The organism is Pseudorhodoplanes sp., from assembly GCF_050250235.1.
In the GTDB taxonomy this organism is placed as follows: Bacteria; Pseudomonadota; Alphaproteobacteria; order Rhizobiales; family Xanthobacteraceae; genus Pseudorhodoplanes.
Map to the genome: position 1 here is coordinate 1 of NZ_JBFWPA010000105.1, position 22,598 is coordinate 22,598.

The 22,598-nt window shown below is 57.0% G+C and carries 17 protein-coding genes and 1 pseudogene; 14 read left to right on the forward strand and 4 right to left on the reverse strand.

Going from position 1 to position 22,598, the window contains the following annotated elements; genetic code table 11:
- The 12 genes and pseudogenes from AB7F49_RS29525 to AB7F49_RS29580 all read left to right on the forward strand — a co-directional run.
- On the forward strand, positions 1-778 hold a 778-nt coding region (locus AB7F49_RS29525; RefSeq protein WP_428529111.1), incomplete at its 5' end, for an alpha/beta hydrolase.
- Between the two features lie 141 nt (positions 779-919).
- Positions 920-2,080: an ABC transporter substrate-binding protein gene (locus AB7F49_RS29530; RefSeq protein WP_428529143.1), complete on the forward strand. Its 1,161-nt coding sequence runs from the start codon at positions 920-922 to the stop codon at positions 2,078-2,080.
- A gap of 119 nt (positions 2,081-2,199) precedes the next feature.
- A pseudogene (locus tag AB7F49_RS29535) lies at positions 2,200-3,105 on the forward strand (branched-chain amino acid ABC transporter permease); the annotation flags it as partial.
- Positions 3,106-3,112: 7 nt separating this feature from the next.
- The gene (locus AB7F49_RS29540; protein WP_428529113.1) at positions 3,113-4,108 is read left to right on the forward strand and encodes a branched-chain amino acid ABC transporter permease; all 996 of its coding nucleotides are present in this window, start codon (positions 3,113-3,115) and stop codon (positions 4,106-4,108) included.
- Positions 4,101-4,874 carry an ABC transporter ATP-binding protein gene (locus tag AB7F49_RS29545; RefSeq protein WP_428529115.1) on the forward strand — a complete coding sequence of 258 codons (774 nt, stop codon included), beginning with the start codon at positions 4,101-4,103 and terminating at the stop codon, positions 4,872-4,874. Before AB7F49_RS29540 ends, AB7F49_RS29545 begins: the two co-directional genes overlap by 8 nt.
- Entirely contained in the window at positions 4,867-5,580 is a 714-nt protein-coding gene (locus AB7F49_RS29550; RefSeq protein WP_428529117.1) for an ABC transporter ATP-binding protein, read from the forward strand. The genes AB7F49_RS29545 and AB7F49_RS29550 overlap by 8 nt, the downstream gene beginning before the upstream one ends.
- Before the next feature lie 421 nt (positions 5,581-6,001).
- Positions 6,002-7,423 (forward strand): aldehyde dehydrogenase family protein, encoded by a 1,422-nt coding sequence (locus AB7F49_RS29555; protein ID WP_428529119.1) that lies wholly within the window; start codon positions 6,002-6,004, stop codon positions 7,421-7,423.
- Between the two features lie 187 nt (positions 7,424-7,610).
- Positions 7,611-8,378, forward strand: coding sequence for a crotonase/enoyl-CoA hydratase family protein (locus AB7F49_RS29560; RefSeq protein WP_428529121.1), 768 nt, complete (start codon positions 7,611-7,613; stop codon positions 8,376-8,378).
- Positions 8,379-8,416: 38 nt separating this feature from the next.
- Entirely contained in the window at positions 8,417-9,586 is a 1,170-nt protein-coding gene (locus tag AB7F49_RS29565) for a thiolase family protein (RefSeq protein ID WP_428529123.1), read from the forward strand.
- A 9-nt stretch (positions 9,587-9,595) separates the two neighbouring features.
- The gene (locus tag AB7F49_RS29570; RefSeq protein WP_428529125.1) at positions 9,596-10,030 is read left to right on the forward strand and encodes a Zn-ribbon domain-containing OB-fold protein; all 435 of its coding nucleotides are present in this window, start codon (positions 9,596-9,598) and stop codon (positions 10,028-10,030) included.
- A 170-nt stretch (positions 10,031-10,200) separates the two neighbouring features.
- Complete coding sequence (locus AB7F49_RS29575) at positions 10,201-12,003, forward strand: acyl-CoA dehydrogenase (protein ID WP_428529127.1); 1,803 nt, start codon at positions 10,201-10,203, stop codon at positions 12,001-12,003.
- 51 nt (positions 12,004-12,054) lie between these two features.
- On the forward strand, positions 12,055-14,244 hold the full coding sequence (locus AB7F49_RS29580; RefSeq protein ID WP_428529129.1) for an acetate--CoA ligase family protein: 2,190 nt from the start codon (positions 12,055-12,057) through the stop codon (positions 14,242-14,244).
- A 158-nt stretch (positions 14,245-14,402) separates the two neighbouring features.
- Here AB7F49_RS29580 and AB7F49_RS29585 read toward each other — a convergent pair whose 3' ends face one another.
- The 3 genes from AB7F49_RS29585 to AB7F49_RS29595 all read right to left on the reverse strand — a co-directional run bounded on the left by AB7F49_RS29585 (position 14,403) and on the right by AB7F49_RS29595 (position 18,199).
- The gene (locus AB7F49_RS29585) at positions 14,403-16,430 is read right to left on the reverse strand and encodes a GMC family oxidoreductase (RefSeq protein WP_428529131.1); all 2,028 of its coding nucleotides are present in this window, start codon (positions 16,428-16,430) and stop codon (positions 14,403-14,405) included.
- A gap of 75 nt (positions 16,431-16,505) precedes the next feature.
- Positions 16,506-17,375: an MBL fold metallo-hydrolase gene (locus AB7F49_RS29590; RefSeq protein WP_428529133.1), complete on the reverse strand. Its 870-nt coding sequence runs from the start codon at positions 17,373-17,375 to the stop codon at positions 16,506-16,508.
- Positions 17,376-17,386: 11 nt separating this feature from the next.
- A complete protein-coding gene (locus AB7F49_RS29595) occupies positions 17,387-18,199 on the reverse strand; it encodes an N-acyl homoserine lactonase family protein (RefSeq protein WP_428529135.1) in 813 nt (270 codons plus the stop codon).
- 573 nt (positions 18,200-18,772) lie between these two features.
- Between AB7F49_RS29595 and AB7F49_RS29600 the strand changes: the two genes are divergently transcribed.
- Positions 18,773-19,780: a LysR family transcriptional regulator gene (locus tag AB7F49_RS29600; protein ID WP_428529137.1), complete on the forward strand. Its 1,008-nt coding sequence runs from the start codon at positions 18,773-18,775 to the stop codon at positions 19,778-19,780.
- 26 nt (positions 19,781-19,806) lie between these two features.
- On the opposite strand, the gene AB7F49_RS29605 is transcribed toward AB7F49_RS29600, so the two are convergent.
- Complete coding sequence (locus AB7F49_RS29605) at positions 19,807-20,772, reverse strand: LysR family transcriptional regulator (RefSeq protein ID WP_428529139.1); 966 nt, start codon at positions 20,770-20,772, stop codon at positions 19,807-19,809.
- A 768-nt stretch (positions 20,773-21,540) separates the two neighbouring features.
- On the opposite strand from AB7F49_RS29605, the gene AB7F49_RS29610 reads away from it, so the two are divergent.
- Positions 21,541-22,598 (forward strand): hypothetical protein (locus AB7F49_RS29610; RefSeq protein WP_428529141.1); only part of this gene is annotated, 1,058 nt, incomplete at its 3' end.

A 22,598-nucleotide genomic window follows, 5' to 3' on the forward strand; every position in this document is an offset into this window, starting at 1 on the left:
TCTACGCGTGGAAGATCGGATTATCACGAGGGACGGACTTTCTATTCCATCTCGGTTCTATATTCCCGCCGCCCCGAAGGGACTTCTTGTCTACTTTCACGGTGGCGGATGGGTCTTGGGCGAATTAGACGATTTCGACAGTCTGATGCGAGAACTCGTACATCGCAGCGGTTGCGCAATATTGGCAGCCGACTATCGACTGGCTCCAGAAGATCGCTTTCCAGCAGCATTGGAAGATGCCCGCGCCGTTATTCAGTGGGCGGCACATGTTGGGATTGCGGAGCTTGGTTTGCCAAAGGGGATTGCGGTTGGCGGTGACAGCGCCGGTGGCAATCTGGCGACCGTATGTGCTGCCGAGCTTTCCGAAAGTTCACAGATTCGTTTGCAACTACTGTTCTATCCCTGCGTGGACTCGAATTTCGAACGTGACAGTTACCGCGAATACGGCAACGGATATTTGCTTTCGGGGGCCGACATGCGGTGGTTCTTCGAACAATACGCTCCGAGCGATAAGTGGTCGGACCCGCGCATTTCGATACTTCGATCTCAAGATCTATCGCGAGCTGCGCCCGCTTGGATCGCGGTCGCTCGGCATGACGTCCTTGCGGACGAGATCCGAGAATACGCGCAACGACTTGTCGCTGCAGGCGTCCCCATAAAGCTGCGCGACTATCCCGATCTGATGCATGGTTTCGCCCGTTTGTACGGCGTGGTGGATAGCGCAAACGTTGCGTTGAGCGAGGCAGCGGCAGCAGTCGGTGCGGCATTCGATGAGTGAATGCCGTCCGAGTTAAGAACGCAGTCAATTTCGATGGAGAGGTCCTGGTAGTTCGCAAAGATGAAAGTACGCGAGTAGCCATGCACTCGTTTGGAGAGGAAGCCGAAAACCGGCAGGGAGGAATGGATGATAAGAACATTGATGGTAGCGTCAGCTGGCGTCCTTTTGCTTTCGGGGCCGGCCATGACCCAGGACAAGCCGATCAAGATCGGGTTTGTCTCGACCTTTACGGGGCCCACTGCGGTCATCGGCAACGATATGCGTAAAGCGTTCGACCTCGCGCTCGACCATATGGGCCGCAAGATGGGCGGCCGCCCGGTCGAGGTCATTTACGAAGACGATTCGCAGAAGCCGGATGTCGGCAAGCAGAAAACCCAGAAGTTGATCGAATCCGACAAGGTCGATTTCATCGCCGGTTTCATCTGGTCGAACGTGCTGCTCGCCTCGCTGAAGCCGATCGTGGATGCCCAGACCCTGTTTGTGTCGGCGAATGCAGGGCCTTCGCAGTATGCCGGCGAGCTGTGTTCGCAATATGCGTTCTCGACGTCTTTTCAGAACGATCAGACGCCGCAGGCAGTCGCCGAGTATATGAACCAGAAGGGCGTGAAGACCGCTTATCTGATTGGTCCGAACTACGCTGCCGGCAAGGACACGCTTTCGGGTGTGGTGTCTGCCTTCAAAGGAAAAGTGGTTGGCGAGGATCTGACCAAGTGGCCGGATCAGCTCGACTTCTCCGCCGAATTGTCGAAAGCCCGCGCTGCCAAGCCGGATGCCATTTTTGCGTTTTATCCAGGCGCTGCCGGTGTGCAGTTTCTCAACCAATATGCGCAACAAGGCTTAAAGGGCCAGATTCCCCTCTATACGGTCTTCACGATTGACCAGTTGTCGTTACCTCTACAGAAGGAACTCGCGCTCGGAGTCGCTGGTGCACAACATTGGGTAGAAGACCTCCCCTTCGACTCGAATAAGAAGTTTGTTGTCGACTTCCGGACGAAGTACAAGACGTCGCCTTCGTTTTATGCGGCCCAGTCCTATGATGCCGCGCAGCTGATCAACAGCGCGGTGGTTGCGGCCAAGGGTGACGTGACGCAGAAGGACGTGATGCGCGACGAGATGCGCAAGGCGAACTTCCCGTCGGTGCGTGGCCCGTTCAAGTACGGCAACAATCACATCCCGATCCAGAACTTCTATCTGCAGGATGTGGTCAAGAATGCCGATGGCAGCTTTGGGCTGAAGACCGTTGCGACTATCGTGGAGGACAGCCAGGACCGCTTTGCGTCCAAGTGTCCGATGAAGTGGTGATCTGAATGACGGGCCGGACGGTGGGCGTAGGAGCGTCTGCCGTCCGGCTTTATCTTTGAGGGCCGGTTTCACTACCTGTGCCGATCGACTCTTTGCCGTGAGGGGCGGCAATCAGCGCCATGTTGCTATTCATCGAGCAATTCCTGAACGGCCTGCAATTCGGCCTGCTGCTGTTTCTTCTGGCGGCGGGGCTGACGCTGGTCTTCGGGATCATGGATCTCGTCAATCTGGCGCACGGCTCGCTCTACATGCTGGGCGCCTATTTCGCCGCGACCTTTACCGGCCTCACCGATAATTTCATTCTCGGCATCCTGCTCGCGATCATAGCGACGCTGCTGGTCGGAATGCTGGTCGAAGTGGTGGCGATGCGCAGGCTCTACGGCCGTGATCACCTCGACCATGTGCTCGGCACCTTCGGCCTGATCCTGTTCTTCAACGAAATGGTGCGCCTCGTCTGGGGCCCGGCCGGCATGAATCTCACTTTGCCGGCCTGGCTCAATACCTCGATCCAGATCCTGCCGGGCGTGCAATATTCCATGTACCGGCTCTCGATCATCATCGTCGCGCTGACGGTCGCGCTCGGCCTCTATCTCGTCGTCATGCGCACGCGGATCGGCATGCTGATCCGCGCCGGCGCGTCGAACCGCGAGATGGTCAGCGCGCTCGGCATCAACATCAAGCTGCTCTACACCTTCGTGTTCGGCATCGGCGCGGCGCTCGCTGGCCTTGCGGGAATGATGCAGGCCGCCATCCTCACCGCGCAGATCGGCATGGGCGAGAACATCCTGATCCTCGCCTTCGTCGTCATCATCATCGGCGGCATCGGTTCGATCCGCGGCGCCTTCGTCGCCTCCATCATCGTCGGATTGATCGACACGGTGGGGCGCGCCTTCCTGCCGGACATCCTTAAGCTGTTCCTGTCGACATCGGCTGCCGCGACGGCGGCGCCCGCGTTGTCGTCGATGCTCATCTATCTCGTGATGGCGATCATTCTGGTGATCCGGCCGGCAGGTTTGTTCCCGGCGGCGGTGAATGAGAAATCTGTTCACCGTCCGCAACGTGCTGGTCGGCGCGCTGATCCTGTTTCTCGCGTTTGTACCGGTCTATTCGCAGATGACCGGCAACGCCTTCATCATGACGCTGTTCACGCGCATCGTGATCCTTGCCATCGCCGCGGTCAGCCTCAATCTCATCATGGGGTATGGCGGCATGGTCAGCTTCGGACACGCCGCCTATCTCGGCATCGCAGGCTATGCGGTGGGCATCCTCGCGCATGAAGGCACCTATTCCGCGTTCATCCAGTGGCCGGTCGCGATCCTGGCCTGCGGCGTATTCGCGCTCGTGACCGGCGCGCTGTCGCTTCGGACCCGCGGCGTCTACTTCATCATGATCACGCTCGCCTTCGCGCAGATGGCCTATTACGTCGCCGTCAGTCTCGATCGCTATGGCGGCGACGACGGCCTGACCATCCAGAAGCGCAGCGATTTCGGCGGCCTGATCAATCTGTCGAACAAGACCACATTCTATTACGTGTGCTTCGTCTGCCTGATCGTCACCTGCTATCTGGTCTGGCGCATCGTCAATTCGCGTTTCGGCCTCGTGATCCAGGGTGCGCGGTCGAATCTGCGCCGCATGCGCGCCATCGGCTTCCCGACCTTCCGCTATCAGCTCGCCTGTTTCGTGATCGCAGGCATGCTGTGCGGGCTTTCCGGCATCCTGCTCGCCAACCACACCGATTTCATCAGCCCCGCGATCATGCACTGGACGCGCTCGGGCGATCTGATCGTGATGGCGGTGCTGGGCGGCATGGGATCGGTGCTGGGCCCGGTGATCGGCGCGGTCGCGCTGCTGGTGCTCGAGGAATGGCTGCCGCATGCGATTTCGGTGGTGGCCCACTTCGTCACCGGAAAGCCGGTGGTGGCCGCCAAGGAATACTGGGCGCTGATCCTCGGTCCGATGCTGCTGCTCGTCGTGTTGTTCGCGCGCGGTGGCATCGACGGCTTGCTGGAGAAAATCCGCCGTGGCTGACCCGCTGCTCAAGGTCGATGGCATCACCAAGCGCTTCGGCGGCGTGCTCGCCTCCGATGCGATCGTGCTGACGGTGCCGACGGGAGAGCTTCACGCCGTGATCGGCCCGAACGGCGCCGGCAAGACCACGCTGATCGGCCAGCTTACCGGCGAGATCGTGCCCAATTCCGGCAGCATCTTCTTCGCCGGCGAGGACATCACATCGCTGCCGACCTACCAGCGTTCGATGATGGGGCTCGCGCGCTCGTTCCAGATCACCTCGCTGTTCAACGATTTCACCGCGCTCGACAATGTGGCGCTTGCAGTGCAGGCGCATGCCGGCCATTCCTTCCACTTCTGGCATCCAGCGCGGAGCGAGGAAGGCTTGCGCGCGCCCGCGCGGGCGGCGCTCGATCGCGTGGGGCTGTCGCATCGCGCCGACACCGTTGTTTCCAGCATGAGCCACGGCGAACATCGCCAGCTCGAAATCGCGATGGCGCTGGCGACCGGGCCGCGCATGCTGCTGCTCGACGAGCCGATGGCCGGGATGGGCCCGGAGGAATCGGCGCGCATGGTCAAGACGCTGCTCGAACTGAAGAAGCAATACACCATCCTTCTGATCGAGCACGACATGGAAGCGGTGTTCGCGCTGGCCGACCGCATCACGGTGCTGGTCTATGGCCGCGTCATCGCCACCGGGCTGCCCGCCGAGATCCGCGCCAACGCGGATGTGCGGCAGGCCTATCTCGGCGAGCAGGAGGCCGTGCAAGGTACGTTCGATGGCTGACACGCTGCTCGAAATATCCGGCATCGAAACCTGCTATGGCCGCAGCCAGGTGCTGTTCGGGTTGTCGCTCGCCATCGCCAAAGGCGAGATGGTAACGCTGATGGGCCGCAACGGCATGGGCAAGACCACGACCGTGCGTTCGATCATGGGGCTGACGCCGGCGCGCGCCGGCACCATCCGCTTCGGCGACAAGGACATACGCGGACTCGCTTCTTATCGCGTCGCCAAGATGGGCCTCGGCCTCGTTCCGGAAGGTCGGCAGATTTTTCCGAACCTGACCGTGCGCGAGAATCTGGTGGCGACCGCGGCCAATGCGTCGAACGCAGCGAAGCCCTGGACCTATGACAGCGTGGTGGAATTGTTTCCGCGCCTCGCCGAGCGCTCGGGCCAGATGGGTAACCTTCTGTCCGGCGGCGAGCAGCAGATGCTGGCGATCGGCCGCGCGCTGATGACCAATCCGCGCCTGCTCATTCTCGACGAGGCAACGGAAGGGCTGGCGCCGCTGATCCGTCAGGAAATCTGGCAATGCCTGACGCAGCTGAAACAGGCCGGCCAGTCGATCCTGGTGATCGACAAGAACGTCGCAGCCCTGATCGCCATCGCCGATCGACACTACCTAATCGAACGCGGTCGCACCGTATGGAGCGGTACCTCCCAACAACTCGCCAACGTCCCAGATCTTCAGCATCGGTATTTAGGAATCTGAATTTCGTCATGTCCTGACGCGAGCCGGGACTCGGGCGGGTTTTACTTTCAGAGAACTCGTTCGCACCGATATATCGATTCACAATATCCATTATTTGCAGAAGTCGCCTTCTCGACGGAAGCCATTGACCTAAAGTGTCGCCCACAAAATCGACCCATGCGGTAGATCTCGGTGCAACCATCCGAACTGCCGATGAAGGTACGAGAGGAAATGCACTGATTAGAAGGGACGACGGCGCTGGCGAGCGCAATGTTCGCCTCCGCTGCCGAGCGACAAATACGGGCCAACGAAAAATCGCCATGGCATCGAATTTTGATGCCCGCGATTGGAAGTTGACCTTGGTGCGCGGGACGGCCCGTTTGGTTCAAGATGGCCCGCCTGAGCAGCGAATACTCGGATCCCATCATTCGCGGAGGCTGCTTTGTCTAAGAATTTGGAGATGCCATTTAAGATGGTCATTGGCGGTGATTTGTATGCAGGGGTTGGCGCTTTAGAAGTCATCAACCCCGCGACGGGTCGTCCGTTTGCATCCGCGCCGCTTGCCGATGCATCCACAGTAGATCGCGCGGTCGCTGCAGCGAAGTCGGCGTTTCCTGCCTGGGCCGCACGAGGGTTCTCTGGGCGCCGGGCGCTATTGGTGCGACTAGCCGATATGTTCGAAGCCCGAGCGGACGAGGTTGCCCGATTACTCACTCAGGAACAGGGAAAGCCACTTGATCAAGCGCGATTTGAGGTTGGTGCTTCCGTGGCGGCTCTACGATATTTTGCGGAGCAGACTCTCGAAGACAGGATTCTCCGCGATACCGCAAACGAACGCATCGTAGAACAGCGTTATCCCCTCGGGACGGTCGTTTCTATTACCCCGTGGAACTTTCCGGTTCTGTTGCTGATCTTCAAAATCGCGCCGGCATTGATTGCCGGTAACGTCGTCATTGCAAAGCCGGCTCCCACAACACCGCTTACGACCTTGCTGATCGGGGAATTGGCCTCCGCTGTACTTCCTGCCGGCGTATTCCAGACGATCGTCGACCGCAACGATCTCGGATCTGTGCTGACGGAACACCCGGGCGTTGATCATGTGAGTTTTACCGGATCGGCCACTACCGGTAAGAAGGTTCTTGCCTCGACCGGTAAGTCCCTCAAGCGCGTCGCCCTAGAGCTTGGTGGAAACGATGCTGCCATCGTACTCGACGACGCTGACGTCGAGACGATCGCTCCTAGAATATTCGAAGGGGCGATGATGAATGCTGGTCAAATCTGTCTAGCAGTTAAGCGCGTTTATGCGCCGCAAGCGATGCTGGACGAACTCTGCGCTGTACTCGGACGCCTTGCTAAATCGGCCTCGGTCGGCGATGGCTTGCAACAAGGCAATACAATCGGACCGGTTCAGAATAAGGCCCAGTTCGATAAATTGCTCGGCCTTCTCGACGATGCCCGGCGCAATGGCAAGATCGTAGCGGGAGGCAATCGGATCGAAGGTAATGGATACTTTATCCAACCGACGATTGTTCGCGATGTGGCCGAGAATTCCAGGATCGTAACGGAAGAGCAGTTCGGTCCGATCCTTCCCGTTATTGGTTATGACGACCTGAACGAAGCGATCGCGAAAGCTAACGACAGCGATTACGGTCTGGGTGGGACGGTTTGGACCTCCAATCCCGATAGGGGCATTGAAGTTGCCTCCCGAATTGAAACTGGCTTGGTCTGGATCAACAAGTTTCTTGATCTTCCCTTCGACGTTCCCGTTTCTGGCGCGAAGCAATCCGGGAGCGGTCGTCAGCTTGGTATCGAGAGTATTGAGGAATTTACCCAAGCCAGAATAGTCAATGCCGCCTTGGCGTGATGCCGCAAGATGTCATTGCGCAATCAATTTCAGTTGGGCCAGCCTCGACACGGTTCAATCGTGTGACGGCAGACCCAAAGGGGAATTTTGCGCGTTTTGCCGGCACTCGCATTACGGATAGCCACCGCTAGGCGGTTCTTCCGCTACAATTAAGAGCGCGAAGCTCGAAAGCACTAGGAAGCGATAGATGAGCGATGATGTTGTCATTTATGAAGAGCGCGATCGCATTGGGATAGTGCGGCTTAATCGTCCTTCCAAACACAATGCATTCTCGGCGGCGCTCTTTGACGCGCTGCGCAAAGTCTTCGACGGATTGCCGGAAAAGGTGCGCGCTGTCGTTCTTACGACCACGAGTGAGCAGTTCTGCGCGGGACTCGATCTTTCGGAACATCAACTATCGAAGCCCTTCGAAAGTATCTTGTTTTCGCGGTCCGGTCACAAGCTATTCGAACAAATCCAGCATTGCGGAAGACCGATCATTACGGCGATGCCGGGCGCCGTTATCGGCGGCGGTCTCGAGCTGGCAGCTATGACGCATGTCAGGATCGCTGAACCCAGTACTTTCTATCAGCTTCCAGAAGGTCGACGAGCGATTTTTCTCGGCGGCGGCGGGACGGTGCATCTGGCGAAAATCATCGGTCCTGATCGGGTGCGCGAGATGATGCTGACCGGACGAAGGCTCGATGCCGAGACCGGGATGCAATGGGGACTCTCGCATTATCTCGTGGGCAAAGGCGAAGCGTCTTCGTTTGCACTTGAAGTTGCCGAGAAAGTCGCTGCCAACGCGCCGATCTCGAACTACATGATGCTGCACGCAATCGATTACATCAACGAAATGCCAATCCAAGCGGGCCTGTTTACCGAGAGTCTCGCCCAAGCGATCACATTGACGTCCGAAGATGCGATCAAAGGCATGGAAGCATTTCTCCGGCACAAGAAAGACGCGACGTTCTGAACAAGGCAGTCGCTGGATAACTATGTAACGAGGAAAAGATGGCTCTGAAGGACAACGCAATCGTTGGGTTCGCCGAAGCTCAGAATGTGACGAAGAGCGGCCGTGATGTGTTTGACTTCGCCGGCGAGGTACTCGAAGGCTTGCTGGCTCAAACGGGTATCGAGAAGAGCGAGATCGACGGGTTGATCGTCAATCCGTCGTTGACTGCAACGGCCAGCTTCTGGGCGCAATCGACGAGCGAGTATTTAGGTCTCGAGCTGAATTTCTGCGATCAAACGGACCTGGGCGGCGTGTCGGCGATCGGCGGCATTGCCCGCGCTGCCGCGGCACTTGACGCTGGATTTTGCAACATCGTGGCTCTTATCAACGCCGATACGCCGACGATGGGTGACAATCGTCGGCTGCGCGCGTTCTACGAGCAATGGTGCGATCCCTCGGGCTTGGTGGGTCCGCCGGGGAGTTTCGGTTTGCTCTCGAACCGGTACGATTACCAATACGGGCTCGACATGAAGGCGTTGGCCAAGCTCGCGGTAACTCAGCGAGATCATGCGGTCCTCAATCCCAACGCGCTGGCGAAGTTCCGCGTGCCGATTACGGAGCAGGATTATCTAAACTCTCGCATGATTTCCGAGCCGATCCGGCTGCTGGATTGTGTGATGTCATGCGATGGCGCCAACGGTTTTCTGATGATGAGCGCAGCGGAGGCCAGACGACGCGGCTTCAAGCGTTTCGTCGTTCCGCGTGGCTATGGTGAAAGCACCAACTTTGAGTTGGGTCGCAACAACACCGACATTACGACCTCGGGGCACGGCATTGCGGGGAAGAAGGCGCTGGCGATGGCCGGGATTGGGTTGAACGACATTGGGTCGTTTCATCCATACGACGACTTCATTATCGCTATCATGCTGACAATGGAGATGCTCGGCTTCTGCAAACCAGGGCAGGGCGCAGCCTTCATCCGCGAAAGAGATTTCCATTTCAACGGCGATCTGCCGCTCAATACAGGAGGCGGCCAGATTTCCGCAGGCCAGGCGGGACTGGCCGGTGGCGGGACCAACTTGGTGGAAGCGGTACGCCAACTTTTCGGCGAGTGTGGGGATCGTCAGGTCTCGAACATCAACGTCGCCCTCGTGACCGGTATCGGTTGGATACCCTTCGGGCGCAATTGGGGCAGCAGTGGCGCCCTTGTCCTCTCTCCGGATGCGTGAGGTGCTGAGATGACGAACAAACTGAACGATACGCACTCCGTCACTCGTGGGTCGATCCAACCTTACAGCTTCGATGTTCCGTTTTGGGAAGCAACCAAGGAACGGCGTCTGCTGTTGCAGTACTGTCCTTCCACAAAGCAATATCAGTATTTTCCCCGGCCTGTGAGCATCTTTACAGGTCGCCGCGACATCGAGTGGCGGCCATCGAACGGCAAGGGATCTCTGTATAGCTTCACGATCTCCAACATTGGGCCGGGACCATTTCGCGATGCAGCCCCCTATGCGATCGCGTTGGTTGAATTGGACGAGGGTGTAAGGGTTTTGGGTAACCTGGTTGGTTGCTCCCGCGACGACATCAAGATTGGAATGCGGCTGCGACTGCATTGGCACCCCCTTCCGGACGGAAGGCACCTCCCGATGTTCGAACGTGATCCGACCGCCTGAACCTCAGGCTACCTCACCATCAGTGAACATGATCTGGCAGGAAGCGGTGACATCGCGATGGGGGCGGGATCGTGCCGTCCAGCGTCCGCTTTCCAGGCCGGTTTCAGTCCTGGACGCTCATAGGGGCGAGCACTGTCTCCGCGTGCCCTCTCTTAATCAGGTAACCGCGAATGCTTAGCTACGAACCCCCGGTTAAAGAATACATGTTCCTGCGAGACTACGTGCTTCCTTTTCATGAGGTTGGTGATCTGCCGGGGTTTGAGGCCCTGGAGTCTGATTTCATGAGGGCGGTTATTGGAGAGGCGGGGCGTGTCGCCGCCGATATATATCTTCCGCTCAACGCCGTTGGGGACAAAGCGGGTTGCGTGCGCAATGAAGACGGTTCCGTGCGGACGCCTCCGGGCTACGCAGAGGCATATCGCAAGACTGTCGAAGCTGGTTGGTCCGGAATATCCGCGCCGGAGGTCTATGGCGGTCAGAACCTGCCAAAGTCAGTGAGCAGCGCGGTTGTCGAGTTCATGGGCTCGGCGAATATCGCGCTCGACATGTATATCGGGTGGGGCGACAGCATCTCGACGATCCTTTGTGCTGTTGGGACGGAGGATCAACGCAGAAAGTTTTTGCCTCCATTGATCAGAGGTGACTGGACCGCGGCCATGGCGATGACTGAGCCACATTGCGGTACCGACGTCGGCCTGATCCGCACCCGAGCCGAGCGGGCCGAAGATGGAAGTTATCGTCTGTATGGCACGAAGATCTTCATCAGCGGCGGTGAGCACGATCTGACGAGCAACATACTGCATTTCGTTCTCGCGCGCGTTAAGGGCGCCCCTTCAGGCACCGGCGGATTATCGCTGTTCGCGGTACCCAAATTCCCAATCGAGGGCGAGCGGACCGATAGCAAAGCCACTGCAAAGACAGGCGGCTTTCACTGTGGCGCCGTTGAACACAAAATGGGTCTCAATGGCAGCGCAACTTGCGAAATTCAATATGACGGGGCGAGGGGCGAGCTAGTCGGCGAAGAAGGGCGTGGCCTTGCCGGCATGTTTATGCTGGTCAATCACATCCGTCGCAAAGTTGGCATTCTTTCCGTCGGGATATCGGAACTCGCCTATCAGAACGCAGCGCGCTACGCATGCGAGCGTCGTCAGGGGCGAGCTTCGGGAGCGCGAGAATCCAAGGAGAGCGCGGACCTTTTGATAATGCATCCGGACGTAAAGCGCGTCCTGTTCTCGATTAGAAGTTTCAGCGAGAGCGCCCGTGCACTGGTTTTGTGGACTGGCCTTCTGATCGACGTCATCGAGCGCTGTCCAGACGAACAAAGGCGCAAACAAGCATCCAAGGATCTGGCTTTGCTCGTGCCGGTCGTGAAGGCATTCTTGAGCGACATAGCATTGGAAAATGTGATTTCTGCGCAGCAGCTTTTCGGCGGTCACGGATACATGGCCGAGACGGGTATGGAGCAGCTCGTGCGCGATATTCGAATGTTGCTGATCGTCGAAGGTGCGAACGGCATTCACGGTCTGGACCTTGTGCAACGTAAGATCGGTCCCGACGGTGGAGTGGCGATTATGGCAATGATTGGCCGCATGCGCCAAGATTTGCAGGATCTTACGGATGCACGAGGTGGCGCGTTTCGCGATCAGCTAGCGAACGCGTTGGACGAATGGGAGAGTGCGACACAATTTATCGCATCACTCGTTCGAGAGCATCCGACAGCCGCGGCGGAAAAGGCAAATGATTATCTCCATCTGGCCGGCACGGTGCTTTTGGGCTGCATGTGGGCTTGGATCGGCAAGGTGCTGCGGCAAGCTGAGGCCGACGGACAAATGACCCAAAAAGAAGTCGATACCAAATGGCGTCTGATGGATTTTTATCGGGTCACGATGTTGCCAAAAGTGCAAATGCTCCGAAAGCGTATCGAAGGCCCCGCTGTCCTGGAAGCGTTAAACTCGGACGTCTTCACTTATTGAAGATCGAGCGCGGCCCGAAAGCCCTGTACGCATTATGAGATGAGAATTTCGATGACGAAAGACACTGTGACGGCAACTAAGTCAGCAATCCTTGCGGGAAAGAACAATGGTGTGCCGGAAGACGGCGGAGCCGATTATACCGCTGGGCTCAATGCGATGTTCAAACCGCGATCGGTTGCGATCATCGGGATGTCGTCAAAGCCGGGCACGCTTAGTCGAGGTGTTCTGAGTAACGTGCTTGCAACCGGATTTCGAGGCCAGATTCATCTAGTCGGCCGGAGCGAGGGTACGATCGAAGGGCTTCCGGTTCTCGCTGATTTCACGGATTTGCCTCGCGACATTGACCTTGCCATTCTCTGCGTGCCGGCCGCCGCGGTACGGGAAAGCGTTGAAGCTTGTGTGTCGCGCCGAATTAAAAGCGCGGTCTGCTTCGCTTCTGGTTTTGCCGAAATGGGAGAGCGAGGGCGCAAGGAACAGGCTGAGATTGGCCGTATTGCGCGCGATGGCGGCCTTGCGCTGGTAGGTCCCAACTGCGTTGGCTATTTCAATCATGTCGATGCTCTCGCCGTATGGCTCGTCCCGATCAAAAGCATCGTGACCTATGATCCCTCCCGCGGACGAGGTATCGGCATTGTGACGCAAAGCGGAGCGATCGGTGTCCACATTGCACAAAGCTTGTCCGCCGCGGGCTGCCCCGTCACCTATACCGTGACGACGGGCAACGAGGCACATCTTGGCGTTTCGGATTTCATCGATTTCTATCTGCAAGATAAATCGACCGGTGCCATAGCTGTCTATTGCGAACAGATTCATCACCCTGCCGCTCTTCTGCGTGCGGCGCGCCGGGCGGTCGAATGCAATAAATCAATTGTCCTGTTTCATCCCGGTCGCAGCGCCAAGGCGCAGGCCAGTGCGGCCTCGCACACTGGCGCGTTGGCTGGCGACTATGCCGCGATGCGGGCAGTCGTCGAACATTCAGGCATCACGGTTGTCGAGACATTGGAAGAATTGGTCGACGTATCGCGGCTGTCGCTTCGATTTCCAAACGCACTTTCGGGAGGCGGACTTGGAGTAGTAACAACGTCAGGCGCAATCTGCAGCATTATCGAAGATTATTGCGACACGCTCGGGATCGCCATTCCGCCACTGCCGCATGATCAGTTTCAAGCTCTGCTGCCTCATTTGCCCGACTACACCCCCCCGCGCAATCCTTTAGATCTAGGTACGCTTCCGGTTCAGAGGCCTGATCTTGTGACCGTCGCATTGTCGACGATGCTTGCGGACCCCAGTACGAAAAGCCTGGTTTTTACTTCGCCCTATCTGGACCCACCTTTGAGCACTCAGCAGGCGACGGCGGTCGCCGCGGGGGCGAAAGATGCCGCAAAACCGTTTATTTACGTGATACACGAAGAAGGCGTGCCCCTCGCCGCAGAGCCTGCCCGCATTTTGGACGACAATCGCATTGTCGTAATGCGTTCGCCCGAACGGGCGCTTCGCGCTCTTGCTCGTTTTGGACAGCAGGCCGCGAGAAAAGGCCGGGTGAGATCCGAAGTTGCAGCGGCGGCGCTGCCTAAGTTGCCGAAGCTTGGGCACGGCACGCAGCCTGAATGGCTCGGCAAGCAGGTGCTGAAGGTTCTGGGCATCCCCGTTCCGCCAGGCGGACTGGTCTGCAGCGCGGATGAGGCCGTAACTCTCGCGCAAGAACTCGGCTATCCGGTCGTGCTCAAAGCCCAAGCGGCGGCACTTGCACACAAAAGTGAAGCGGGAGGCGTTCTGCTAAACATCGGAAATGAAGCGGCTTTGCGAAGCGCTTGGGAGAAGCTTGGCGCCAACATTCGTCGTGCAGCGCCAGAAATTACATTGGATGGTGCGTTGGTCGAAACAATGGGTACCCCCGGCGTCGAACTCGTCGTTGGCGCATATCGGGATTCGAGCTGGGGCCCGATCCTCCTAGTTGGGTTGGGCGGCATTTGGATCGAGGCACTTGGAGATGTCCGATTGATGCCAGCCGATCTTCCCGAAGCTCAAATTATTCTCGAATTTGAAGCTCTCAAGGGTGCGCGCTTGATGCATGGCGTTCGCGGTGCGGCGCCGGTCGACATCGCGGCGGCTGCACGCGTAGCCTCGCAAATCGGTCGGCTGATGATTGAACATTCAGAGATCGCTGAAATAGACATTAATCCCCTCATTGGTTATTCAAACAGTGTGCTTGCATTAGATGCGCTGTTTGTCACCGAGTAAATCGTCACCGATCTCTGAACTCAAATAAGGTTGGGTAGAGGGCCAGCCCAATTGTATGAAACAAGGCAGCACTGAGCAATTTTGATCAATTAAATAGCTTCTCAATTTTTGGAGCGCGGATTGTGCCAGTTGAGCGTCATTGGCAAGTCGGCCGGTGTTCAAAGAGGCCTATCCCTACAATAAGTTTTTTCCGCGTGATCGTGCTGCTTTTGGGCCCGCTTTGGACCCCACCAAATGAAAGAGTTGGCAAGGAGCGCTGACGCCAGCAGCTCCAGATCAGACCGCATGAAGAAATTTAGTATGCCGAGTTTGAAACCGTCTATTGAAGACTTCTTGTCTACGGACTGGCAAGGGGCCGGTATGGCTATATTGAGTTTTCCGCTTGCTGTTCGATTATCAGAAGCTTCCGCGCCAGTGTTGTAAGCAATTACTGTAGCGACGAGCCCTGCCAGCAACGACGAAAGAATAGACCGTTTCCCGCCAAACGGCCTTGCAATTGTAACCTTCTCTCCCTCAGAGAAGTTTCGCTCAGAAAGCAAGGTAGTGCCGCTGTTAGAAACAGTCGCAGGCGAAAGAGGCGGCTTTTGCTGAATAAGGTCAGCCGCCTTCTCTGCAATCATAAATACGGCTGCATTAATGTTGCCTCCTATAAGGTCTGGCATGACTGATGCGTCGACGACACGCAGTCCTTCCAATCCCATCACTCGAAGCTCCCCGTCGACTACGGCACCTGAGTCCGAATGCGCACCCATTTTGCAAGTACCTACCGGGTGATGGACGGAGATCCCGGTCGCGTTGATGTGTTCGTCTAATTCGTCGTCTGAGTATCCACTAGGTGCGGCCATCTTGCTCGTAAACTTTGATAGCGGTTGCTGTGAGCCGACATCACGCGCAATCCGGATGCCATCGCGTAGCAGCTCTCTGTCTCTCTGAGTGGCGAGAAAATTCTGCACAATTATGGGAGCCGCATTGGCATCTCCCGACTTTAGCCGCACATAGCCGCGGCTTTCGGGTCGCAGCACCGCAGCGCGGATCGCAAAGGCGTCGACGTAGCTCCTTCGGAAGGGTCTTAGATACGGAGCCGCGCTCATGGGGGCTGCGATTGGAATGAGTTGGATGTCGGGAAGCGTTGACGCAAACGAACTTTTCAGAAACGCCATTGGCCCTGAGGGCAAATCGGTCGCGATACCGGTTCCAAAAAAATAAGCTTTCGTGAGTTCGCGCGCGATCCGGTCGATTCGCATATTTTGATGGAGTGGACCTGGTTGCTTGCGCAAATATGTGGCGCTGGCCGAAATGTGGTCCTGCAAATTCTTTCCAACCCCCTTCAAAGCTACCAGCGTAGCGATACCGCCGGATCGCAATTCGTCTGGGTGACCGACACCCGACAGATTTAAAAGCTGAGGCGTGTTGATCGCGCCGCCGCATAGAATAACTTCGCGGGCGGCATAAGCGGTACGTCTTCGCCCGCTTTTTACGAATTCTACTCCTTGCGCGCGTATGCCCGAGAATATCACGCGCGTTACCAGCGAATTCATCGTCAGCGAAACGTTCTTCCGTTGCAGGGAAGGCCGCAGATACGCATCAGCGGCGCTCCAACGACGACCGTTGTGAATCGTGGCCTGCCACCGACCAAATCCCTCCTGCTGAGCGCCATTGTAATCCGGAGTGTAAGCATATCCGGCGCACATGCCGGCGGCTGTAAATGCTTCCGCGAGAGGGTCCGAATATTGCGAAAATTGAACCCGCACCGGTCCGCTATCGCCGCGATACGCGTCCGAGCCGCCTTCCCAAGTTTCGAGTCGTCGGAAATACGGCAGGGCGTGAGCGTAAGACCATTTATCGAGGCCAGTCGTCGACGCCCATCGGTCATAATCGCCTCGGTGACCACGAACGAACGCCATGGCATTAATAGACGACGATCCTCCGAGCACGCGGCCGCGCGCACATTCAATTTCCCGGTTCCCGAGTTCAGGTTCGGGCTCCGAGAAATACATCCAGTCGTCCATTCGGCTTTGGAGGATGCGCGGCCAGCCAAGCGGAATCGCTATCAATGGATTGAGATCGCGCCCTCCCGCCTCAATCACCAGGACTCGCGTGGATGGATGCTCGGAAAGCCGATAAGCGAGCGCGCTACCAGCTGAACCGGCTCCGACGATAATGTAATCAAATTCAGCCGTATTCAAACACTGGTCCTTCCATGACAGGAGCTTGTGCTGGGGGCGCCGTCGACGACTGGCGAATTTCTGAGCCGGAAGCCTCTATTTGCGGGGCGACAGATCCGCATGCCGAATTTGAAATTCGCTGTTGGAAATCACGGGACCGGGAATGCTCGCTTCGACGACCCGACCGACGACTTCGCCCTGGTTCAGTTTGGCCGGAGCGTCGTGGCTGGGTAGCAACCACCGGCAGCCGGACATCGCTCGCTTCATCGCGGCCCGCTCCGATCGCTCGCTACCCGCGTGGTTTCCGGAAATATGCGGCTCGCGAAGCGCGTTTTCCTCGAAGGCGTCGACTAGCTGGCTATTGAAGTTGTAAACGACATCGCCGCAGATGCGGGCAAGGCCATCAGCGGTTTCGACAAGGACATTCAACGAGCCTTCGGTGTGGCCTCCAGCAAGCTCAACCGCCAATCCCGCGCCAAGTTCGATAACGTCCCCTTGCTCGAGGTCGAGAAACTGAATCGCGTTCTTGCTCCATACGCGACCGAGCAAATGTTTCATGTCAACGGCAGGATAAGCGCCGCCGGCTGAACCGCCACACGCAACCTCAAGTTCGCGTCGATTGACGATGACGGAGGTTTGGTCGGGAAAAAGGTCGTCCTTTCCCGCATGATCGATGTGGAGATGCGTATGAAGGACAAAGCGAATGTCCTTTGGACGAAGACCGCGCTTCTCAAGCTCGGTTTCAAGACCACCGCCCTCTGGAACATAGGCCTCCATCCCAACCGAGGCCATTATGTCGGTGCCCCGGAAGCCGGTATCCACTAGCAAGGGCCCCTTATTGAAATCTTTGATCAGGAAAGCATTCGTCCGGACATAGGTAAGGGCGCCCGGCGACTGATATTGCACGAGAAACGAATTATCGAGACGGATGTTTCCGCATTGAAGCGTTTCGATGGTTAGAGCCATTTTTTATATCCTCAGAAGCCGGTTGCAATCGCGGCGCGGGAATTTGTTTCCAGCTTTTTGCAAACAAGACCTCCCACAATTTTAGCAGGCCGATCGTGTGTCGGCAGAAGCCAATCGCAAGAAGCGAGCGTGCGCTTGATAGCTTTCCGTTCATCCAACAAAGGCATTGCGGTGTTGGCGGGCAGCCAGGGCTCGCGGTAGTTCATCTGCATAAGAGGTTTCGTAAGCTGCATGTCCACGTCTTGAATCAGGTCCCCACACAGACATGCGCGGCCATCTGTCGTTTCAACCAGAATATTGATTGAGCCTTCGGTATGCGCGCCGGCGTTGACCACCGTAATGCCAGGGAGGATTTCGACTGGTTCAAAGTCGCGCAGATCGAGCAACCAGGCAGCCTGAGGTGCGTGAACGCGGTCGATTATCGGGAGCAGGTCTGACAAACGATAGTCACGAAGCATCATCCCGGAGCAAGCGAACTCCAATTCCCTGCGGTTGACGATCAAGGTCGTGGTATTGGGAAAAAGGCTGTTCTGGCCGACATGATCGGCATGAAGATGAGTGTGAATGAGGTAGCGGATATCCTTGGGCCGCAAACCGGTATCGTTCAGTGCCGTTTCAATGCCGGGTGTCGCTGCCGTTTTCTCTTTTTCGGTCGAAGTATTGCCAACCCCCGTATCAACCAAAACCGGATCTATCCCGGGACCTTCGATTACGTAACTGTAGGCGGGAACGTCGATCTGAGTTCCTGGCATCCGGTATTGGACGTAGTCCCCTGCATCGACGCTTAGTCGTCCCGTATCGAGAAGCGTAATCTTGTGAGACATAGAAACTCCGGTTCAGTTTTGTTGCGGCATGGCTGTCGCGGTTGCTTCGCTAGTGTGCGCTCAGTGTTTGGAAAGCGACCGGACTGCCATGGTCTGTGTTGCAAGGGATCGTGGAAAGGCCGCGTTGCCAGCCAATATTCTGGCGGGCAGGCTGATCACGACTGGCATGCAATTCGAATGATCCAGTTCGAGACGGTTGTGACTATCAGCAATTTGCGTGTTGCTATTATTTTCGGCCGAGACGATATCGGCGCAAGATCGTTCAATCAAATTCACAATGCGCATAGACCAAATTGAGCGCATCAATTGTAGCCGGCCGCGAGCGATCTTGACGGGAGCCTCGTCGGAACCGTTGAGCCTTGTGTCGCACAAGGAGTGCGAGCATTGTATATGGGTCAGCACAATCGGCGGTGCTGAGATGATGTAGTGTGAATCGTGTCGACCCTAGCGCTTAGTCAATTTTGGGGCATGTCCGTAACATCCTGTGACGTTACTCCTTATGCCAAGCGATCGTTTCGACAAGAAAGAGTTTCGGCTCACCTAACCAATTCGCCTATGGGAGGTGTGTGTAAAATGGACATCGGTCGCCTCGATCTCAATCTGCTTCTTCTGCTTGAGCGCCTCTATCGACTCGGCAGTCTATCCGAAGCAGCCAGTGCGCTAGGTATGCGTCAGCCGACGGCAAGCAATAAGTTGGCCGAATTGCGAAGATATTTCGGGGACGAATTATTCGTGAGAACCGGGCACGGGATGAGGCCTACGTCTTTTATGGACGGCATCATCCCGACGCTTCAGGAAGCGCTCAGACTTTTGGAAATTGGCGTTCTCAGCAAACCCGCTTTCGTGCCGCAAGATTGCAAGCGAACCTTTGTGATAGCGACCACCGACATCGGGGTGTTCGTATCCGGACCACCGCTTATCCATATGCTGCGCAGCCGCGCACCGCATGCGGGTCTGCGCTATGTCCCGGTCGTTCCGAACCGCCTGGAATCAATGCTTGAAGATGGCTCCGTCGATCTCGCGATCGGAAGCTTTCCCGATCTCATCGGGCCTAGCATTTTGAGGCAGGGGCTCTTCGAACATCCTTTCGTGTGTATCGTCCGAAGAGATCATCCGTTTATTGGCGACATTCTCAGTCTCCAGCAATTCTTGGACGCTGAACACGTCGTCGTCAGCCAGGAAAGTCAAAGTCTGGACCTATTGGAGCGTCATTTGGCCATGCTGGGTTACAAACGACGGATCCCGTTGCACTTGCCTCATTACATGACCGTACCGCAGGTCATCGCCTCCAGCGACATGATCGGCGTCGTGCCGCTTTCTTTGGCCGCGTGGTTTGTCGAGACGTCGAATATCAAGCTCGTGCGGCCTCCGATAGATTTTCCGCTTACGGAGGCTAAGCAATTCTGGCATCGTCGAACGAATGACGATCCGGCAATTAGCTGGCTTCGGCAACTTGTTGCGGAGCAACTGATGCGGCGAGACCCCACAGAGGCGGCATCGCAGCAATACGCGTGCGCTCGCGCGCCATCCACGGATCTAACAACGGCAGACTCCCGGATATCTGCAATCAGTGCGGTCTAATCGATGCAGGAGCTCAGGAGTATGTTTCAGCTCCTTTGTGCTGTCGCGACGGTAGGAACCGAATCGTGCTTCACAAATGGCGCGCGGATCGATCGCAGCTTTTCCCGCATCCAGATGTGACCTTGGTCGGCATCCTGCCGCCTGTGCCAAGCAATGAATACGGAAGTCATTTCCGTTTCGAAGGGAAGATTTGCCCAAGTGACGGCACCGCTTTTACACAAGGCTGGGATTGCTGGTTGCGGAACAGTCGCGACGATTTCCGTATCCGGAATCATGCTAGGCAAAACCGAAACGTGCGCGACGGTCAAAGCAACACGCCGAAACGGTGCATTGTCGCGAAACGCTCGAGCGATCGGGCTCTCGACCACTGCACGCGGCACCACATCGACATGCGCAGCCCGAAGATAAGGGTTGAGCGGAAATTGACCGCCTTGCTCTATTCCCAGCTTTTTAGCGTATTTCGCACACAACATGGCCACGTAGTTGCAGCGGCCGATCCGCTCGGATCGGAAGGAGTCGCTGATCTTGAAATGTCCGAAAGCCAAGTCTGCTTGGCCGCTATCCAGTAGCTTTTCGTATTCCGACCGGCAGGCTTCCATGAGCTTCAAGCTAATCGTCGGTGCTTCGCGAGAAAATAATCGCAGCCAGTGGGCTCCGTAGCAAAGTTCGACGACATCGGTAGTCAGAATCGTAAAACGGCGATCAGACCTCGCAGGATCGAAGGCCAGATTCTCGGAAAGCGCCGACCTTATCGACGCAAGCCCCCGCCGAACGGGGTCGCGCAAGGCACGCGCAACCGGCGTAGGCTCCATTCCCTGTCGGGTCCGAACGAAGAGCTCGTCGTTGAAAGCCGCGCGCAATCGATTGAGAGCGTTCGAAACGGCTGGCTGAGTGAGATGCAATTGCGCGGCCGCAAGCGATACATTTTCTTCGCGCATAATAGCTTCGAACACCCGCAGAAGGTTAAGATCGAGCATGTCGATATCACGCATGGGGGTTTCCTCTGGGTTTATTATTCGGTTTGGAAATAGTATCGGACATCTCCCCAAAAAAATAAAGCTAAGAAATCTAATGTTTTTGTAGACCATGCGACGGAATTGCCCCCACGCCCTAAAACTCGCCGCGATCGCGGTTCCCTTCCTTATTGCCGCTCGAGCATGCTGTTCCGGCGCGGGGTCTCGGGAACGACCCCTGGGGAAATTCCCAGCGTCGTTTTCAACAGCAGCACGCTGCGGGCGGTCGAGGTGTACCTGAGCTGAGGTTACGAGCGGCGGCAATATCCGGGACCTCCCGCGATCGCAGCGAGGCGGCGCTGGCTGAGGAAGCGGAAGCGCTGCGAGTCGAGCATGGCAACTCGCTGGCCGAAGTGGGGGAAGACCTAATCCGATGATAGTCCGCGTTGCCAACGGTTCGCAACAGCGCGCATGGTGGCCGCGCGAATGTCGCATGTCCACTTGTCTTCAGCACCCTCGTGCCTTTGGCGGCGAGTCAAAAAAGTTCGGTTTGAGCACCCTTCAAATTGCACACACCAAGTCCGAAACAAATACTGACCCATCTGTATGTCACGCGCATTTCCATGTAAGCGCAGACCCTTGAACAGACAAAAAACGAGCATATACTCGTAATCGGGGGTATGCCCGCCTTAATTAGATGACAACGGAATCCTTCTCATCAACGTTATCGCTAAACCCATTGCAGTGAGTTTTTGAGGAGTTGCTCCGAATGTGAGGCAGGCATGTCTCAACATCCGAACCATCGAGATGACAAAGGAAAACTGGAAGTTTCAGCAAAGCGTGCTCGAAGCCGGGGTGTCGCACACACGAGCCGCGATGGTTGCAGCTGATCATGCTGGTCAGCTCATAGCAACACTTTCGGCAGCCCTGGCACTAGAACGCGACGTCCGGCTGTTGCAGGCAGTGCGCGTTGCGGGAAAACTGAAGCCAGAAGAGCACTTCGCCATCGGACAACGTGGCGGCCCGTCACTTATTGTAAATGGCGGGAAAGTTTCTCCGCATCGCCGGAAGCCGGACGGACTGCCGTTGGTCGACACGGCCGCATTCGCTCGTGACGGCGGGCCGATTGCGCACGTTTTTCGCGCCGCTCTTATTGAGACCTCAGCCTCAACTGATGCGACGGAACTAATTAGCTCGCTCTATGCACCGCAGCTCCCGTTACGACGGCAAATTCGCAAAGTGCTCGAATGGGCGCCGATACTCGAGAAAGCCGCCTACGCGGCCGGCGCGGCACTTTGCGCCTCGCTTGACGATATACGCGCAACCGTCGTCAGTGGACGATTAGACCGTGAAAATGAGCGCGGCGATCTAATGGTGTATTGGTGGCAAGCGCTCGCCTTCGGCAATCTTACATTGATCACAACCAGTCCGCAGGCGCGGCATTGGCTAGTGGAGATGGCCGAACAGTTTGAATGGATCAACTGGACGCCAACATTTCCGCTGGTTCGCGAACGATCTCTATGGCTGGCCGCCTGCGCAGCGCGCTCTGTCGCTGCCTTTGGCGAACCGGTAATCGAAAAGTATTGGAAGGTGTTAGCCACGGCGCGGGAGGCGTTTACGGTTTTTGATGCACTGTTCGGCCTCGTGGCGATCGGACTTGCCCATCCAGGAGTTGCGCCGGCGATCTTGATTGAACTTAAGCTTCGGCGGCGCTTGCTAAATGAGCCAAAAGGTATCGTGCCGATAGCGTACGACGATGCTATCGGCACACTCGCCGGGGAAAGAAAGAGCGAACAGAAAGAGGTTCTTGACCTGGCTGGCATCGCATGGCGGCCAAAGTCGTCTCGCGGCCTCGTGACCAGGAG